Below are 17559 nucleotides of genomic sequence, written 5' to 3'. Positions count from 1 at the left end.
CCGGCGCGCGGTGGAGATGCGGGCCGCCCGGCGCGGCGTGAGGATCGAGGTGCGGGCTGCGGTCCAGGGCGCGCTCCGCCCGGCGCTCCGGTTTGCTCCGCTGCTCGACATCCGCTGAGGGGGCGTGGAGGTAGATATGCCGAGGCCGCTGTGGGCCGGTGCCATCAGCTTCGGGCTGGTCACGATCCCCGTGAAGATCGTGTCCGCGACCGAGGACCACGACGTCCACTTCCACCGGGTGCACCTCACCGACATGGGCCGGGTCCGAACGCGGAAGGTCTGCGAGATCGACGGCGAGGTCGTGTCCCAGGACGAGATCGGCAAGGGCTACGAGATCGCGAAGGACCAGACGGTCCCGGTGACGGACGAGGAGCTGGAGCAGATGCCGCTGCCGACGGCGAAGGCGATCGAGATCGCCGCGTTCGTCGACGCGGACACGATCGACCCGGTCCGCATCAGCGACTCCTACTACCTGGCCGCCGACGGGCAGGTCGCCGCCAAGCCCTACACCCTCCTGCGCAAGGCCCTGCAGCGGTCCTCGAAGGTCGCGGTGGCCAAGTTCGCGTGGCACGGCCGTGAGCGCCTGGGCCTGCTGCGGATCCGCGAAGGGGCGATCGTGCTGCACTCCATGAAGTGGCCCGACGAGGTCCGCAGCCCCGACGATGTCACGGCGCCGCGCGAGGTCGAGGTCAGCGAGGAGGAGGTCGAGCAGGCCCTCCAGCTGGCCGAGCAGATGACGATCGAGGACCTGTCCGGATTCCACGACGCGTACCGCGAGGCCCTGGAGGACATCATCGCCGCGAAGGCGGAGGGCAAGCCCTTGCCCGCTCCTGCCGAGGACGGGACACAGGAGAAGGGCGAGGTCGTGGACCTCATGGCCGCCCTGAACGCCTCGGTCGCGGCCGCGAAGGAATCCCGCGGGGAGGACGGCGAGGACGCCACCGTGCACGAGATGCGGCCGTCGAAGAAGACCGCCCGGAAGACACCAGCGAAGAAGACGGCCGCCTCGAAGAAGACCACGGCGTCGAAGACGCCTGCGAAGAAGACGGCCACGAAGAAGCGCAGTGCCTCCTGATTCTCACCCTGCGCCGACGGCGCTGCCGAGGATCGAACCGATGCTCGCGACGCCCGGGGCACTCCCGTCGGCCGCCGTCGAGGACGGGTGGGCGTTCGAGGTGAAGCAAGATGGCCAGCGGGCAATGATCTACCTCCCCGGCGACGGCACGATGCTCGTGCGGGCCCGGTCAGGGGCGGACATCACGTCCGCGTACCCCGAGCTCCTCCCCCTCGCCACGGTCCTCGGCGGGCGGCCCGCGGTCCTGGACGGGGAGATCGTCGCGCTCGACGAGGGCCGGAGCGACTTCGAGCGGCTCCAGCAGCGGATGGGGCTCGCCCCGGCGAAAGCGGCGCGCATGGCCGCGCGACTGCCCGCGCACCTGATGATCTTCGACGTCGTGCACCTCGACGGCCGGCTCCTGACCGGCCTCCCGTGGGCGGAACGTCGTGGTCTCCTGGAGGGCCTCGGGCTGGACGGACCGGCGTGGTCGACGCCCGCAGCGATCACCGGGCACGGGGCTGAGGCCTGGGAGACGGTACGGGCCGCCGGACTGGAGGGGCTGCTCTGCAAGAGGCGAGACTCCCGGTACATGCCCGGCGCGCGGTCGAAGTCCTGGGTGAAGGTCAAGGTCCACCGCCTCGCCGACGTCGTGATCGGAGGGTGGGTCCCCGGGCGTGGCCGGCTGGCCGGTCTGCCCGGCGCCGTCCTGGTCGGCGAACGGCGCGACGGGCTGCTGCACTACGCAGGCAGCGTCGGAACCGGCTGGAACGAGGCCGAACGCGCCCGCCTCGCCGGACTCCTTCACGTGGCAGCCATCGACACCTGCCCCTTCGCCCAGGTCCCGCCGGTGACCGGAGCCCGGTGGGTACTCCCCCGGCTCGTCGGCGAGGTCCGGTACACCTCCCGCACCCGCGCCGGACGCCTGCGCCACCCCTCCTGGCACCGGCTGCGCCCCGACCTCGCACCCGACGGCATCACCTGACCAGGCCGAGGCCCGACCCCGTTCGCGCTCCACCTGGCAGGCAGGTCCAGGCTGCGGCACGGGCCGGTTCGTAGGAGGCACTGGGCGCTCCCGTAAGCTCGGGGCTCTTTCACAAACATAAGGAGCACCGGAACCGTGACGGACATCGTCGACGAGCTGAAGTGGCGCGGGCTGTTCGCCCAGTCCACTGACGAGGACGCATTGCGCAAGGCTCTCGCGGACGGTCCCGTCACCTTCTATTGCGGCTTCGACCCGACCGCCGCGAGCCTGCACGTGGGACACCTCGTGCAGGTGCTCACCATGCGGCGGCTCCAGCAGGCGGGCCTGAAGCCGCTCGCCCTGGTCGGCGGGGCCACGGGGCAGATCGGTGACCCGCGGCCCACCGCCGAGCGGACGCTGAACGACCCGGAGACCATCGCCGCCTGGGTGCAGCGGCTGCGGGGGCAGATCGAGCCCTTCCTCACCTTCGAGGGCCCGAACGCGGCGACGATGGTCAACAACCTCGACTGGACCGCGGGCATGTCCGCGATCGAGTTCCTGCGGGACATCGGCAAGCACTTCCGGGTCAACAAGATGCTCACCAAGGACTCGGTCGCCCGGCGGCTGGAGTCGCAGGAGGGCATCAGCTACACCGAGTTCAGCTACCAGCTGCTCCAGGGCATGGACTTCCTGGAGCTGTACCGCCGGTACGGCTGCACCCTCCAGCAGGGCGGCAGCGACCAGTGGGGCAACCTCACCGCGGGCATCGACCTGATCCACCGGCTGGAGCCGGGCGCGGGCGTGCACGCGCTGGCGACGCCGCTGATGACGAAGGCGGACGGGACGAAGTTCGGCAAGTCCGAGAGCGGCGCGGTCTGGCTCGACCCGGAGATGACCACGCCGTACGCGTTCTACCAGTTCTGGCTGAACGTGGACGACCGGGACGTCTCCCGCTACCTGCGCATCCTCAGCTTCAAGAGCCGGGCGGAGCTGGAGGAGCTGGAGAAGCTGACCGAGGAGCGGCCGCAGGCGCGTTCCGCGCAGCGGGCGCTGGCCGAGGAGCTGACGACGCTGGTGCACGGCGGTGCGCAGTGCGCGGCCGTCATCGCGGCGTCGAAGGCGCTGTTCGGGCAGGGTGATCTGGCCGAGCTGGACGAGGCGACGCTGAGCGCGGCCCTGTCCGAGGTGCCGCACGCCACGGTCGCCGAGCTGGGTCCGCTGGTGGACCTGCTGGTGGAGGTCGGTCTCGCGCCCAGCAAGTCGGGGGCGCGTCGCACGGTCAAGGAGGGCGGCGCCTACGTGAACAACGTGAAGGTCGCCGACGGTGAGGTCGCGCCGGACGCCGGGGAGCTGCTGCACGGGCGCTGGCTGGTGCTGCGCCGGGGCAAGAAGAACCTGGCGGCCGTGGAGGTCCGCCCGGCGGTCTGACCCCTCCCGCCCAGCACGACGCCGCGGCCGGACACGCTGTTCCTCGCGTGTCCGGCCGCGGCGTTCCGGGTGACCTCTGCACCGGCCTTCCGTTCTGTGCCGTCGGCGGCACCGGCAGCGGCACGGAGTCGGCCCACCGGTGCGCCTCGCATCGCACTAGGACGAGGCGTGATCCGAGGAGTCGCCCTGATCGGCGTCCGCCGGGAGCCAGGTGGTCACGACGGTTCGCGCGACGCCTGCGTCCTTCATCGCCCGGGCCCGGTGGTTTCCGTTGGTGTAGGAGGCGTTCTCTCCAAGGTGAGCGACGATTCCGGTAGCAGGCACGAGCAGCGAGTGGAGGGCTGGTAGGTCCGCATGGCCGACGCCGAGTTCCGTGGCCAACGTGAAGCGCTGCTCGGAGATCTCCTGATCCGTCTTCCCCGTACCTCGCGCCCTTTCAATCAGCTCGACCGCGAGCTCGCTGACCCGTGACCAGTTCTGGTCGTGATACCAGCAGCAGGCGGCGCTCCGGCGGAGCCGGGCGAAGCCGTTTCGGGGAGCCGCCATGCAGCTCTCCCGGAACGGCGTGGGCTCGGGGAGGTCGGCGACGGCGATGAACCGGTACTGCAGTACCGGTTCAGGAGGAGACGGGCGCGGCACGTATCCCGATCCGCGGGACCCGTCAACTGCGGTGCCGACCAGCTTCGCGAGCTGCTGTGGAGAGACGGGCCACCATCCGACCGCTCGGAGGTTGTCGTCGCCGTCCATGTCGAACGTCACCATGTCGAACTCATCGCCGGGGAGGGTCCCTTCCCGGTCCACATAGCGCTCGATCCAGATCGGCGGCTCCGGGCTCTCCGGGGCGTGTTGCTCCCACACGCGGAGGGCGTAGCGCTCCGCGTCGTTCGTCAGGCTGACGACTCCCTCGTCGAAGTCCTGCGTCGCCACGGCTACCGGCCGGCGCCCGGGGGCGGTGAACAGCTGCAGCCGGAAGGTGCTCGGCACTCCACAAGCCGAGCCGCCGGTGAACATGTGGTCGTCCACTGACCGTTGCCTAGGGCCAGCGTGCGCGCGCAGGATTTCCAGCAGGGGGCCCTCGGCCTCCTCGTCCGGTCTCGGCGGGGTGGGATGCGGATCAGGCACGACGGCCTCCGGTGCTGAGGGGTGGGCGTCAGATCGGCGCAGGACGGCAGCGGCAATGTGGAGCCGTCGTCCGAAAGCGCGGCATCGGACAGGTTGTGGAACATCAGCGATGCCGGGCGACTTCTTCGGCGTAGCCGTTCCATGCGCGCTTCGCCATCCAGTATGGCCGTGGCGCAGCTGCCCCCGAGGAAGCCTTCGCGGAATGCGGGCGACTGCGCGTTGTCGAGTAGGCCGGCGACGGCGGTCCTCTGATCAGCGGTGGTGAGTTCCATCGCTCCCATGGTGAGCTGCCTGTCCCTGACCGTGGTGAGTTGGAACGGAACTCACCACCCCGGGTTTCGGGCCGGGCCGAGTTGGAACTCGGGGCGTGGTGAGTAGCGATGACGCCTTGCCGGTGTTCCGCGAACGGGGCAGCCGATTCCAAGTCCGGGCATCCGGAGCGACCCCGTCTCGGTCCTCGCGCCGACAGGCGGGCTGTTCCATTCCGGCATGGGCACCTCCCACCGGGGACGCTCAAGCGGTCCGACAGCGAGAGTTGGAAAATTGCAGGTCAGCTCGTTCCAACATGACTTCCAGATCTACGGCGGCCTCCTGGCACCGCTTCGCGCAAGGGGCTCTAGGTCCGGTCGGGCGGTCTCACTGCGGCGCGGTGAGTACCTTCACCGAGCTCCACTCGCCAAGAAGCACGGGCTTCTCCGCTGCTGAGCGGACTCCCTGGATTCCTCTAGGAGGACGGCGGGAGGCCGAGGCAGTCAACCGGTACTGGGTGCGGCCTGCCGCTTCTTGATCTCGCCGAGGTACTTGCGCACCGTTCCAACCGTGTAGGGCGTGCCCTCGGCGAGCTGCGGGGCCAGAGAGTTGGCGCTCCTGGAACGCTCCTCGGCGGAAAGCTCCCAGTAGCGGGCAGCCACCAGCTCTGCCCCAGTCGGCTGCACCGGCGTCTCGTCCCTCTCGGGTCGTTCCTCGTCGCGGTCACCGGGGATCGAGTCCTCGGGCTGTTCCTCGTCGGGGATCCGCACCTCTACGACACGGCGCCGCTCCCCTGTCCGGTCCGCCGTCGCTCCGCCGGACGCCGCAGCTGCGACTGGAACGCTGCTGGAACTGGAATGTTCGTCGTCGAGTTCTGTGTCCCTGGACGCGTCGTTCCAGGATTCCAGGTCTTCCAACCTGTTCTGCGTCGCGCCTTCGGCAGGTGCCGCCGGGCCGGAGTCGGACCAGGCGCTGGTCACGCCCGGGGGGCCTGGCAGTTCCCCGACAGCGGCCTCCGGAGCGGGTTTCGCCTTCTCGGGCTCGGATCCGGTAGACCTTCCGTCGCCCCTCGTGAGGCCCTGGTGCTGTCGGACGAACCTGTCGTCGTGCTCGCCCCGAAGGCTTTCGAGCACGGGAGTCAGCAGCGCCGCGGGCAACGGCCCGCGGGTCGAGACGTCGATGACGCCGTGCTGGGCGAGGAAGAGCACGAACTGCTCGGCGTCGGGGAAGTGCCCCTGCTGTGCCACGTACTCCTCGACGGCCGCCAGGTAGTCCACCTCCGGGAGCACCGGCTCCGGCCTTTCCGGCGCGGCCTCCTGAACGGTGCTGGAGAGGCCGGTCACCGTCACTTCGCGCCCGGCTCCGGCGGGACGCTCAGCTTCAACACTTCGCTCCCCCGCGTGCGGGGCCTCTTCGGGGGCCGGAAGCTCCGGCGGCTCGGGCGACGGCTCCTCGTGGCGGGGGTGCGGGACCGCGCCGATGGTGCCGACGTCACCCAGCGGACGGGTGCGGCCGGGGCCCGCGGGGATCTGGACCGGGGTGGGTTCGAGCCCCTCGACGTACTGCGGGTCGTACGCGCTCTCGTGGACGTTGTCCGGCAGCTTCTGGGCGGCGAACCAGGGGCTGTCGTGGGTGGGCGGGCCCGGCGGAACCTGCTGCTGGAGCGAGCCGGGGTGGGGCTGTTGCTGCTGGGGGTGGGCCATGGCCAAGTCCTGGTCCAGCCCTTGGCCCAGCCCTTGGTCCTGCTGAGGCCCGTGCCCCTGGTGCTCCTGCCGGCCCGGGCCCCGGTGGTCCTGCTGGGGCCCGTACGCCAGCTCGGCCTTCGGGCGGTCGGCCTCGACGGGCACCGGCGGCAGCAGGGCCGGTTCGATCCCGGCGGCGGCCAGTCCGGCCGGACCGGTCTCGGAGAGCGGTACGCCGTACTTCGCCAGCCGCAGCGGCATCATCGACTCGACCGGGGCCTTGCGCCGCCAGCTGCGGCCGAAACGGGCCTGGAGGCGGGCCTGGTAGATCAGCCGGTCCTGTTCGAGCTTGATGACCTGCTCGTAACTGCGCAGCTCCCACAGCTTCATCCGCCGCCACAGCTTGAACGTCGGGATCGGCGAGAGCAGCCAGCGGGTGAGGCGGACGCCCTCCATGTGCTTGTCCGCCGTGATGTCCGCGATCCGGCCCACCGCGTGCCGGGCGGCCTCGACGGAGACGACGAACAGCACCGGGATCACCGCGTGCATCGCGGTGCCCAGCGGGTCGGGCCAGGAGGCCGCGCCGTTGAACGCGATCGTCGCCGCCGTCAGCAGCCACGCCGTCTGGCGCAGCATCGGGAACGGGATCCGCATCCAGGTGAGCAGGAGGTCCAGCGCCAGCAGGACGCAGATGCCCGCGTCGATGCCGATCGGGAAGACCAGCGAGAACGACCCGAAGCCCTTCTCCTCCGCCAGCTCGCGCACGGCGGCGTAGGAACCCGCGAACCCGATCGCGGCGATGACCACCGCACCCGCGACGACGACCCCGATCAGGATCCGATGCGTGCGTGTCAGCTGCATCGAACCCCCCATTTGCTGTCTCCCGCTGTCACCCGGCGGCCTTCCCAAGTACTTGATCTGCCGGGCCAGGTTCTCACGTTCCACCGGTTGGCTCTCCTGTGAGCGGGAGAGAACACGCTGACCGGGAAGGGCTGGGCGTGCTGGGAGGGCGTCCATGCTTGTTGTCTCCCAAATTTGGGAGACAACAAGCAAAGGCCAGCGGCCGCGCCCGGCGCACCCCTCCATGTGGTCAGGGAGCGGAGACGTCCGGTTCCTAACTGGCCTGGACGTATGGGGGGTCGCTGTCCGGTGTACCTGGGGTGGTGGTGAGCGGTGCGTCCGTGAGGCCGAGAACCGACAACAGAGGGTCCCCCCAAGTCGCCCATCTCCTCAGATCAGTGCGGCCTAGAAGGTGGATGGTGTGGGAGCGCGCGAAGTCAATGGCGGGCTTGGTGAAGGTGCCGTTGGTTACGGCGATGACGATGTCCGCTTGGTGTTCTGGTCGAGCGGTCCCGTTGAGCGTCTGCATGTCCCGGGACCCCACCTTGCCGACGCCCGCATGCCGGTGCTTGCACTGGAAGACGATGCGAAGATCGCCAGCCGTGACCGCGATGACGTCGGCGCCAAGGTCACGTGAACCACCGCCGGACCGGACAACGTTGAGCCCGTCTCGTCGGGCGAGTCTGGCCACCATGTGCTCGAACTCGTAGGGGTTCATGGTGTCCACGTCCTGGAGATCGAAGCTGCCGTCAGAGGCCAGAAACGTGGCCATCTCCTGTTCGAGGACGGCGACTCGGTGCATCTCGTGCCGGTGTCGGACCAGGGCGTTCCGCACGACCCGTTCGGCCTCTGCGTTCTGCTCACCCAGCTGGCCGATGAGGGCGACAGCTGATCGGCCGGGATGCATCTCGTCGGCCTGCCGATATCGGCCTGCAAGGTCATGGCGAGTCTGCGCACAGAGGCTTCGCCAGCTCTCGCGAGCCTTCAGGCGGGTGCTCTCGGTGGTGGCGATGGCTTGCTCGATGGCATGCCGGAGGTCCTGTCGAGCGCTCTGGTAGATGCTGGCGTACCGCGATCCGTGGGGTATGCGCAGCCTGTCGAGGCTTTCGTTTTCGGAGTAGAAGCGTTCTACCAGGGCTTCAGCCGTGCCGCAGAAGTCGAGAGCGATGCGCCCTTCCGTCCAATGCAGGTACGCGGCGAGGAGGTCGTCGTCTGTCGCCTCGCTGAGGTGACGCTGAAACAGCTCATTCAGATGGTCGTTGCCGTAGTCGGGTAGTTGAACCGTGGTGCGCCAGTTGATGTGCATCTACTCGGCCTCCGCCTTCTCCAGCGGCATCTCCCACTGAATCCACCTCTGGAGCTCGTTGCGCTGGACCAGCTGGACGGTGGGGTCCGTCTCCTTGGTGTAGCGGTGGGCGGGGTGCGAGATGTACTTCAGGTTGGTGATTGCCAGCACAGCGTCGAAGCCTGCTGTTCTGGCCGCGAACTGCGCGAGCACCATGGAGCGGACGTCGCTCGTCTCGTTCTCCTTGGGATTCTGCACGTGGGCGGAGTACACGAGCATCTTCTCGTCGGCACGAGAAATCTCGGTGATCCTGGGGCCGCGGGCCTTGGTTTGCCATCCTGAGCGCTCGAACATCTTCCGTATGACTTCGTCGAACTGATCTGAGGTCATGGCGTCGAGCTGAGTGAGGGTAGGAGTGTGGGTGCTCCGCTGGTGAAGCGCCTCAAGCTCGGCGAGTACGTGGGCCTTCCCGCGGTACTCGCTCATCAGTTGGTCCACGCGTTGCCGCGCAGCTTCCAGCTGTGCTGCAAGGATGCCGAGGGACACCCGGGTCTCGCGACAGGCTTCGTCGCCTTCGCCCAGCCCAAGGCCTAGGTGGTCGCTGGCCTCTTGAGCTATCTGCTTGCTCTGACTCAGGCACTGCTCGGCCTCGTAGTGCTCTTCACCCAGCGCGTCGGCAACCTTCGAGGCACGCTCGCCCATGTGATCAGCTAGTTGGTCATCAGACGTCCACGCCAGCAAGTTTCGCCTCTTCTCCGCACCATCCTGTTCCCGCTGCAGATGGGCGCAGAACTCCCGCCACTCCTCTGTCAGGCCTTCTGCGAGTCGCACCTCTGCGACCCAGACGAGCGCCGCGAGAAGGTCATCACGGTCAGCGCGGCCTAGTCGTTTACCGATCGATCGGCGCAGCCACGAGGCCTCGTAGCGGTTCGGGGTGACACTTGCGTGCCGGTCAATGATCACCGCGCGAGGCTACACAGTGCCTCTGACATATGCCCCAGTGGTGCGGGTGCGGGCCTACCCGTCCTGGATGGCAAGGGCCAGGGGCGTGGCCGTACGGCCACGCCCCTGCTCAGCAAGACCCTCCCAGGTGGCACCTTGGCGCAGGACCCACCTCTTCGCCGACCACAGAACCTGCTGCCAATCTCCCAAATTTGGGAGACCGGACTATCGCCCGAGGGCCGCGCGCGCTGCTTCGTCAACGGCTCGCGCGGATGAGGCGATGCCGATCAGCGTTTCGGCGGAGGCCCCCGCGAGCTTCGTGCTGATGTCCTGCTGAAGGTCCTGGAGCGCGGCGAGCACGGCCTTCGCCTGATCCGCCGAGACGATCTCTGCGTCGAGAATCTCCGGCTCTTCCTCGGTATCTGCCGGCCCCGGGATGTTCGGACTGCTCTCTGGCCGGCCTGTGGAGACCTCCGAGGGCGGCTTCGGGCTGGAGCTCTCAGCTGGCGCGGTTGCCGCTTGAGCTGTGGGTGCTGCGGTGTCTCCGGGGGGTGGTCCTGCCTGTGGCGGCACGCCGGCTTCGAGGGCCTTGCGACGGGCCTGAAACTCCGCGACGGGGAGGGGCTCTGCCGAGGCCGGACTCCCGAGTGCGGCTCTTTCCGTCAGTGCGCTGAGATCGGCCGCGGTGACCTTCTGCTTGTTCTGCTGTGCCCAGATGCGGAGGTGGGCGTATCCCTGCGCCACTGAGTCCAGACCGAAGGCAGGCACGAGGGGGAGCAGGGCTCGGACATGGGAGGCGGCGACGATCTTCGGGGTCTCCCAAATTTGGGAGATGGCCCGGGTGAGCGGGTACTCCTGGATCAGCCGGTGAGCTTCGGACTCGCTGAGGCCGATCTCCTCGCAGTATTCGATCCAGGTGCGGCCGCCGTCGCGGTACAGCCGCCTGTCGCGCACGGCATGAAGTGCTAGGCCTCGCATCCACTGCGCCTGGTCGGCGTTGGCGAAGGCCCGCTCGCACCGGTCCAGCTCGTCCAGTTCCTCGGCTGAGAGGCTGCCGGTCGCATCCCTCGCGTCGGTCGCCGGGAGCAGGTCAGGGGTGAATGGCTGCGGGCGCTTCGCCGCCCCCGCTGCTCCGCTCGTCGCCACTGCTCGGCCTGCTGATTGCCGTTCCGCCCCGCTCGTCGCCGCGCCGTCACCGCCCTCTGGAGCGACGACCGGATTGCTGGCTTCGCGCTTCTCTCGTTCGAGGCGGCGGCGTTCCCTCTCGTCGCGGAGCCGCTGGGTGTGAGAGGAGGTCACTTCAGCAGGCCCCTCTGTTCCAGTTCGGTGACCAGCTGGCCGAAGGGTCCCTTGCTCGCTCCGGTTACGGGGTAGCTCACGGACTGGCCGAAGGCCTCGGAGCGGGGAATGACGGTGGTGAGCACGTTCCACCCCTCGTCTTGCATCATGTCTCGGTAGAGGCCTGTGCTGCTGGCTCCTGAGATGGTGCGGTTCAGGAGCACCCAGGCGGGCGGGGGAGTGCGGTCCTCGCGGAGGGCTGCGCTCATCGCGATGATCTCGCCGATCTTCGTCTTGTCTGGCGGGTCGATGATCCTGTCGAAGTCGGCCTTCGTCGGCGACATGTGGAGGATGACGAGGTCCGCAACACGCAAGACGCTGTTCGTGATGTCGGGGTGGTTCTCGGTGTGCCCGCAGTCCACGATGTTGATCTTCCCTGGGGGCAGGGTGATGCTGGTGTGGAACTTCGCGGTGGCCGCCGGCTCGACGGGAAACGTGAACTCGCCGGTAAGGCTCCAGGAGTGGAACTGCTGCGAGTGGTCGGCATCGAAGCCAGCCACCTCGTACTCCTCCTCGGCCTCTTGAAGGGCATGCGCCAACCATCCGGAGTTGGTCGTCTTCCCGCCGGTTCGAGGTGACACGTTCGCGATGAGCATGGGACGACCCTAGCGGTAGGAAGGCCTTCTCTACATTGGGTCGCCGCGGACCGTGCGACAGACCGGTCGCCTGACCCGCCTTGTGGAGCCATTCGGGTGAATCAACTCCCGTTTACAGGAGGCGAAAACGCCTGTGAGGCCCACAGGCGGCCTCTCAGCCTGTGCCGCATCCCATCACCCCGGCACTGCGGAGATCGTCCGCGCAAGGCGCGGTCTAGCGCTTCGCTTTTCAGGCGGAAAGTTACTTACACGAGATATGTCTCCCTCTGGGAGCTGCGCCGAGTTCCGGGGCACGAAGGATCGCGTGCGGGTGCGGCAGAGACGCGACGCCGATCCCATAACCAAAAAGGGGCCCGTGCCCCTCACGAGGGGCACGGGCCTGACGATGCTCTCTGCAGATAGCTCACCGACGCTTTCGGGAACGCTGAGCCAGCCTCCGGTACCAGAGGGTCCGTCCAGACCCATGGCGAAGGGAGATAGCGAGCCACCGGTCGAGCTCGGCAACGCGCTTCTCCGCGAACCATTCGGGCTGGCAGTCCGCTCCTTGACAGACAGGGCAGATGTGCGGGTGGTCGGCGAACTCGTACTGCGGTGGGCAGCCGACCTCTCGGCAGTCCGGCAGCGTGGGGTCTTCTCCGAGGCCGGAGCAGTACGGGCACCGCGTGAAGCGGTAGTCGACGGGCGCGCCGAGGTGGAGGTCGGAGTGAAGTTGAGCGAGGCCGCGGACTCCGAGCTCGCGGAGCAGGGCGTCGGCGGCGAGGACCTGCCGTTCGATCGCGGTGTGGTGGTGATCGGCGAGCAGCTGTATGGCGGTGCACCAGGCGAGGGTGGTGCGGTCGACCGGCGGTGCGGGGTGGTTGCTGCCCCAGGGGTCATCGGGGTCCGGCGGTGCTGCCGGCGTGACGGGCGCGAGGAGCGGGATGCCCTGTGCGGTGAGTTGGGAGGTGGTGTCGGCGATCCGCTTCGGGAACTCGGTGAGGCGTGTCATGGGCTGGTCCTTGTGTGTGGGGTCGCTGGGTACGGCGCGGTGTTCGTGCCGCGCAGGAGGATGGCTGGTGGCCGCGTACGGCCAGGGGCTCAGGGGTGGTTGGTGTTCTCGAAGGCGCGGATGAGGTGTCCGATGCCCTCGGGGGTCGTGGCTTCGCCGACCCAGCTGCCGGCGATGGTGAACACGGGGACCTCGTTGCGGTCGGCGTCGAAGACGACGACGTAGCTGCCGTAGCGCTCAAGCACCGTGCCGCTCACGGTGGTCAGCGGCACGACGTCGAGGATGTCGACGGTGTGGACGCGCAGGCACGGGGGAGCGCCGGCGGTGTCTGGCTCGGTGACGGCACCGGTGACGCGGAGAAGGTCGCCGAGCTTGGCCTGGTGCAGGACGAGTTCGGCGGCCGCGGGGTGATCGGTGGTGCACGCGTAGACCTGCTCGGGGGCGTCCGGATCGGTGGGGTCCAGGTGGTCGGGGGAGTGGATCAGGTCGAAGCGGACGGTGGTGCCGGTGACGGTTTCGGGGGAGGTGTCGATGTATCCGTCGAGGGTGACGTTGCTCATCGGGCTGCCTCCGTGGGGTTCTTCCGTGTGCGGCGGGGGCTCGGGGTGTGCTGGGCGCGGAGGAGGGCGTCTCGGTTGTGCTGCTGCTGTGCGGGGGTGAGGGGGTGCGGTGCGGGTCGGCGGGTGGTCCAGTTGGGGTGGGCGGCGGGTTCGGGGTAGGCGCGGTCGTGCGTGCTGGTGCTCATGAGGTGCCTCCGGAGGAGGGGGTTCAGGAGTGGACGCTGCGGTGGCGCTGTGGCGGGGCATGTGGTGAGTCGCTCGGGGTCACGGGTCGGTGACGCCTTCGTGGTGAGTGGCGGGCGCGACTGCGGGCTGTCCTGGTGGGTGGTTCAGGCGTGGTCGTGACCTCGGCGGCGGCTGGCCTGGGTGTCCGAGGCGAACTGGCCGAGACGGGGTTCGCCGCGATCCAGGACTCGGCACAGCTCTTGTGAACGGGCTCGCCGGTGTGGGAGCGCATAGGTGTGGGCTGGTCGCTCAGGGCGCAGGGGCGGTTCTGCCAGCGGTCGAAGTGCTGAGGCCAGTTGAGGAGGCCGCCGGGGGCCGGGATCAGTCCCGGCTCCACTGGCGGCGTCTTGGCTCGGGTGCGGGTCACGGCCGGAAGTCGGGCAGCTGCTGGAGGACCTGGTTGACGAGGTCCTCGGTGGGCCGCCAGGGGCCGAGCTGCCCGCGTGCGGGGACGGGCAGGGGCAGTTCCTGGACGTCGTCAAGCTTGAGGTGCCAGGAGCCGGGGTGCGCCCAGGGGGAGCAGAGCGGGGACCCTTCGGGGTCCTGGTGGCAGTCGGTGATCCGGGCGATGCCGACCACCGCGCCGGTGACCAGCTGGCGGTCGCGGATCGTGCGGGCGACCAGCGGGAGGCGTAGTGCGGGGCGGTCGATCTGTTGGCTCGCATGCAGGAGCGCCCAGCCCGGGCGCCACGGCCGGGGCCGGTTCTCGATGATCTTTGCGCCGGTCAGGATCGCGGCTGTCCAGGGCTGTTTGATGCTGATGCCGCGGATCCAGTCGCCCTCGGGCAGGGGCAGAGCGCTCATGCGGCTCGCCCCCACACGGTGGTGCCCGGGCGGCCGGCCCGGCGCCCGTTGATGGACGGCGTGGCCGCGTGCGCGGCCGTGGCGACGACTGCGCGGCCGGAGTGCTTCCCCTCGTACAGCGCTGCGTCGGCGGCCCTCTGGAGGTGCGACAGGTCGCGGGTGCAGAGCGCGTCCGGGGTTGCGGCGCCGACCGAGGCGGCGACGTCGACGGTGCGCTCGTCGTCCAGGACGACCGGGGTGTGGAGCGTCTGGAGCAGCTGTTCCAGACGCTGCTCGCGTCGGTCGGCGTTCAGTTGCAGGGCGATGGCGAACTCGTCGCCTCCGAGGCGTCCGATCGCTGCGTGCGGTCCGGCCCAAGCGGTGAGGCGGGTGCCGAAGGCGGCGAGGACCGTGTCGCCGGCGGCGTGGCCGTGGCGGTCGTTGATCTGCTTGAAGTGGTCGGCGTCGACCATGACCACGGTGACGTCTTTGCCGGCGCGGGCGAGGAGGCGGCGGGCGCGGGTGGTGTAGGCGTCGCGGCGCAGGAGTCCGGTGAGCGGGTCGCGCTTCGTGGCGGCGATGCGTTTGTGCAGCGCGGCTGCGTGGATCGCCCAGCCGGTGAGCGGGACGCCGGTGGCGAGCAGGAGGTCGTACATAATGGGGGTCCCTCTCGTCTGTGCACGGGTGGGGAACAGCTCGGGACCGCCGTTGCCTCGGCGGTCCCGAGCGCTTTGTCGGCGCTGAGGTTTAGTCAGGGGGCGCTCGCCCGCCGAGTTCAGCGGCCGGTGCGGGTGCGGGTGGCGGTGAGGATCGTCTGGCTGTCGGGGTGGTCGTGCACCACGTCGCTCAGGGCGTGCCACCACGCGTTCTCGGTGTCCTGCCGTTCCTGGAGGTTCTGCAGTTTCGCGGTGAGCCGGTCGAGGCGGGCCGCGAGGGTGTCGCACAGGCACTGTGCCTCGGGGTCCTGGATCCGGGCTGTGCACCCTGGGGCGAGGCAGAGGGTGCCGTCGGGGTCGAGGAACCAGAAGCAGACGACCGGCAGTTGGGTGTCGGTGGTGGTGACGAAGGGGTGTTCGCGCGTCCCGGTGCCGCGGCCGTTCATCGGGTGTGAGGGCTGGTGGTGAGGGTGGAGGCCAGGTGTACGGTCGGCCAGCCCTCATCGTGCAGCTGGTCGACGGTGGGCATGCGGCTGTGGAAGTCGCGTACGACGTGGGTGTCGACGACTCGGTCGCGGGCCGCGTTCTGCGCCTCCACGGTCGCGAGCGGCACGTCGAAGAGCACCACTACTGCGGGGCGCTGCCAGTAGCGGGCGCGGGCCAGCAGCCCTGCCCGGTCGGGGAGGGCGACGTTCGTGGAGTCGGCGATCGTGGTCCGCCCTCGGGCCATCCTGGCGTCCAGGAACAGGCCCTGGACCTGGACGGCGACCGTTGTGGCGGTCAGGTCCTTCTCGGTGTCGGACGCGGCTTTGCGGTAGGCGTCCAGGGAGATGCGCCAGCTGTCGGGCCACTGGGCGGCGAAGGTGGTCTTGCCGCAGCCCGGCGGCCCGATCAGCGCGCACAGCGCACCGGCGGGAAGTTCGAGGATCACAGAAGGGCCCTTTCAGTCGTTGGTGGCGCCCGGTGCGGTGGCCCGGTAGCGCTTGGTCTGGCGCGAGATCTGGTTGCGCCTGATGCCGAGTTCGTCGGCGATGTGAACGCAGGACTTGGGGCTGGGCAGGCGTACGGCGACCGTGATGGAGCCCGATGCGTCGTTGTCGACGCGGGTGCCTTCCGGGACGACGGTCCGGCCGCCCGAGACGATCTTCCGGCGGCCGATGATGATGTCGCCGTCGTCGATCGTCATGCTGGTCATCGAGGCCTTCCTCTCCTGCGCCACCGACGGTGGCCAATCAGGCAGCGCTGCTTGCGCTCTGCTGCGACTCCGGTTTCTTGTTCTCGTCCAGCTTCTGCAGGTAGACCCGACCCTCCGGAGTGATCTTGACCGGGTCGGTGGTGCCGTTTCCGACGTCGACCAGGCCGTTGCCAGCGAGAGGGAAGAAGGTCCTGGCGTTGACGGTGTAGCGGGAGCCGTTCAAGCGCCACCGGGACCTGGGCTCCGTGTGGAACACGACGCCGTGGCCGTCGTCCTGCTCGACGATGGCGCGGAGAAGTTTGATGGAAGCGGGAGTGATGTCACTGCTGGGCATGCGTGTTCCAATCAGTCGCGTAGGTCCGCATAGAACAACGGGCGGTGCTCAGGTCGCGTGGCGGTACTCGGTGGTCATCTCGTCCAGGGTGCGCAGCAGGTCCGCGGCGCGGACGACGAACACCTGCTGCTCCAGCCGGGTGCCGCCGTCCAGCTCCACGTCGAGCGCCTGGTCGAGCAGGCCGGCGGCCTCACCGAGCTGGTCGCCGCCGGTGATCTTGGCCCGGTCGAGGCGCTCCTCGGCCTCCCTGAGCTGGTCGATGAGGTCGGACCCGGTCTCGGCGAGCGGCTCCTCGGTGAGGTGGGCGAGGTGCGTGGCGTGCCGCGCGACCAGCTCGGCGATCGAGCTGACGGGCGCGGTGACCGCGGCCTGGTCAAGGTGGTCGAGGGCGCGCTGCAGCAGGGGCCGGTGCGCGGTGTACAGGGTGCGCCCGGCGGCCTCGATCGCGGCGGTCAGCTCGTCCATGGACCCGAAGGGGTACCAGGTGGCTTCGAGTGCGTCGTCGTCACCGATAGCGGTCAGCGTGGTCTCGACCTGGTAGAGCGCGCTGGTGGACGCGACCCAGGCGTGGTCGCTGTTGCGCCAGTCGTCGACCAGGTCGACACCGAGGATCACCGGGGTGTGGTCGCGCAGGTTGACGCGCGTCTCCTCGCGGAGCTCGCGGACGAGAGCTGCAGGGGCGGTCTCGTCCGGGTCGACCATTCCGCCGGGGATGGCCTCGACCTTGATGTCGGACCGGGTGATCAGCAGAACCCGGCGGTCCCGGCCGGTGCCCGCGACCACGATCGGGTCGGCGGCGGCGTTCTCACCCCACTTCCTGAGGTTCCGGCCGCACCTGCCGGTACGCCCGAGCGGGTTCCGCGGCCGGCCGAGGGCGTCGAGCTGGTAGGGGACAAGTGCGTCGGCCTGGCGCCGGTCCCAGTCCGGGACATCGGCCGGAGTGGGGGCGGCCTCGGCCCAGTCGGGCACGTGGTGGGTCAGAGCGGCGGGGAGCAGTTCGGGGGGTGTGATGTCGGTCGGCGCGTACTGCGGCCAGCTCACGGACCAGTCGCGCACGGCGGCGGGAACGGCCTCGGTGGTCTCGGTGGTCTTGCTCATGTGGGTTTCTCCGTCAGTCGTTGGCGGCGTCCTGGGCGGCGGGCCGGTAGCTCTTGGTCTGCCGCAGGATCTGGTTGCGCTTGATGCCGAGCTCGTCGGCGATGCCCTACTGGGCACCGCGGTAGCGCCCTTGCAGGCGGTCGGTCGTTTGCCGGAACTCGGTCTCGATCCGCTGGCGTTCGGTGTTGCGGTGCTGGGCTGCGTTGGCGACTAGGTGAGG

Annotated in this window: 19 protein-coding genes and 1 pseudogene; 4 read left to right on the top strand and 16 right to left on the bottom strand. The window is 69.2% G+C overall.

Translation table 11 applies throughout. The annotated features are described in order from the left end of the window. Window positions 1-136: 136 nt before the first annotated feature. The 3 genes from ku (at window position 137) to tyrS (ending at window position 3446) form a co-directional block, all read left to right on the top strand. Window positions 137-1075, top strand: a complete 939-nt coding sequence (gene ku, locus ACSMXR_RS36625; RefSeq protein ID WP_473172608.1) for a non-homologous end joining protein Ku — start codon at window positions 137-139, stop codon at window positions 1073-1075. A gap of 40 nt (window positions 1076-1115) precedes the next feature. Further along, entirely contained in the window at window positions 1116-2039 is a 924-nt protein-coding gene (locus tag ACSMXR_RS36620) for an ATP-dependent DNA ligase (protein WP_473172607.1), read from the top strand. A gap of 135 nt (window positions 2040-2174) precedes the next feature. Beyond that, the gene (tyrS, locus tag ACSMXR_RS36615; RefSeq protein WP_137233906.1) at window positions 2175-3446 is read left to right on the top strand and encodes a tyrosine--tRNA ligase; all 1272 of its coding nucleotides are present in this window, start codon (window positions 2175-2177) and stop codon (window positions 3444-3446) included. A 156-nt stretch (window positions 3447-3602) separates the two neighbouring features. On the opposite strand, the gene ACSMXR_RS36610 is transcribed toward tyrS, so the two are convergent. From ACSMXR_RS36610 to ACSMXR_RS36535, 16 genes and pseudogenes are all read right to left on the bottom strand, one after another. Next, window positions 3603-4469, bottom strand: a complete 867-nt coding sequence (locus ACSMXR_RS36610; RefSeq protein ID WP_473172606.1) for a hypothetical protein — start codon at window positions 4467-4469, stop codon at window positions 3603-3605. A 1727-nt stretch (window positions 4470-6196) separates the two neighbouring features. Then, window positions 6197-7372, bottom strand: a pseudogene (locus tag ACSMXR_RS36605) (DUF2637 domain-containing protein); the annotation flags it as partial. Window positions 7373-7613: 241 nt separating this feature from the next. Further along, window positions 7614-8645: a restriction endonuclease gene (locus ACSMXR_RS36600; protein WP_473172605.1), complete on the bottom strand. Its 1032-nt coding sequence runs from the start codon at window positions 8643-8645 to the stop codon at window positions 7614-7616. Further along, complete coding sequence (locus ACSMXR_RS36595; protein ID WP_473172604.1) at window positions 8646-9587, bottom strand: restriction endonuclease; 942 nt, start codon at window positions 9585-9587, stop codon at window positions 8646-8648. A 204-nt stretch (window positions 9588-9791) separates the two neighbouring features. Then, a complete protein-coding gene (locus ACSMXR_RS36590) occupies window positions 9792-10865 on the bottom strand; it encodes a hypothetical protein (RefSeq protein WP_473172603.1) in 1074 nt (357 codons plus the stop codon). Continuing rightward, window positions 10862-11500, bottom strand: a complete 639-nt coding sequence (locus ACSMXR_RS36585) for a ParA family protein (RefSeq protein WP_473172602.1) — start codon at window positions 11498-11500, stop codon at window positions 10862-10864. The genes ACSMXR_RS36590 and ACSMXR_RS36585 overlap by 4 nt, the downstream gene beginning before the upstream one ends. A gap of 403 nt (window positions 11501-11903) precedes the next feature. Beyond that, a complete protein-coding gene (locus tag ACSMXR_RS36580) occupies window positions 11904-12488 on the bottom strand; it encodes a hypothetical protein (protein WP_473172601.1) in 585 nt (194 codons plus the stop codon). A gap of 89 nt (window positions 12489-12577) precedes the next feature. After that, window positions 12578-13048 (bottom strand): hypothetical protein, encoded by a 471-nt coding sequence (locus tag ACSMXR_RS36575; RefSeq protein WP_473172600.1) that lies wholly within the window; start codon window positions 13046-13048, stop codon window positions 12578-12580. Continuing rightward, window positions 13045-13233 (bottom strand): hypothetical protein, encoded by a 189-nt coding sequence (locus tag ACSMXR_RS36570; RefSeq protein ID WP_473172599.1) that lies wholly within the window; start codon window positions 13231-13233, stop codon window positions 13045-13047. The genes ACSMXR_RS36575 and ACSMXR_RS36570 overlap by 4 nt, the downstream gene beginning before the upstream one ends. A 403-nt stretch (window positions 13234-13636) precedes the next feature. Further along, on the bottom strand, window positions 13637-14077 hold the full coding sequence (locus ACSMXR_RS36565; protein ID WP_473172598.1) for an ASCH domain-containing protein: 441 nt from the start codon (window positions 14075-14077) through the stop codon (window positions 13637-13639). Further along, window positions 14074-14712 (bottom strand): GGDEF domain-containing protein, encoded by a 639-nt coding sequence (locus ACSMXR_RS36560; protein ID WP_473172597.1) that lies wholly within the window; start codon window positions 14710-14712, stop codon window positions 14074-14076. The genes ACSMXR_RS36565 and ACSMXR_RS36560 overlap by 4 nt, the downstream gene beginning before the upstream one ends. A gap of 119 nt (window positions 14713-14831) precedes the next feature. Next, entirely contained in the window at window positions 14832-15158 is a 327-nt protein-coding gene (locus ACSMXR_RS36555; RefSeq protein ID WP_473172596.1) for a hypothetical protein, read from the bottom strand. Then, window positions 15155-15643, bottom strand: a complete 489-nt coding sequence (locus ACSMXR_RS36550) for an AAA family ATPase (RefSeq protein WP_473172595.1) — start codon at window positions 15641-15643, stop codon at window positions 15155-15157. Before ACSMXR_RS36550 ends, ACSMXR_RS36555 begins: the two co-directional genes overlap by 4 nt. A 12-nt stretch (window positions 15644-15655) precedes the next feature. Beyond that, window positions 15656-15907, bottom strand: coding sequence for a hypothetical protein (locus ACSMXR_RS36545; protein WP_473172594.1), 252 nt, complete (start codon window positions 15905-15907; stop codon window positions 15656-15658). 37 nt (window positions 15908-15944) lie between these two features. Continuing rightward, window positions 15945-16241 (bottom strand): hypothetical protein, encoded by a 297-nt coding sequence (locus ACSMXR_RS36540; protein WP_473172593.1) that lies wholly within the window; start codon window positions 16239-16241, stop codon window positions 15945-15947. Window positions 16242-16289: 48 nt separating this feature from the next. Further along, a complete protein-coding gene (locus ACSMXR_RS36535; RefSeq protein WP_473172592.1) occupies window positions 16290-17339 on the bottom strand; it encodes an NUDIX domain-containing protein in 1050 nt (349 codons plus the stop codon). Between ACSMXR_RS36535 and ACSMXR_RS36530 the strand changes: the two genes are divergently transcribed. Beyond that, window positions 17326-17553: a hypothetical protein gene (locus ACSMXR_RS36530; protein ID WP_473172591.1), complete on the top strand. Its 228-nt coding sequence runs from the start codon at window positions 17326-17328 to the stop codon at window positions 17551-17553. The two genes, ACSMXR_RS36535 and ACSMXR_RS36530, sit on opposite strands and share 14 nt — an antisense overlap. Window positions 17554-17559 lie beyond the last annotated feature (6 nt).

The sequence above is a fragment of the Streptomyces sp. DSM 106670 genome (genome assembly GCF_055792845.1).
This window is presented reverse-complemented; position numbering and strand designations above follow the sequence as displayed.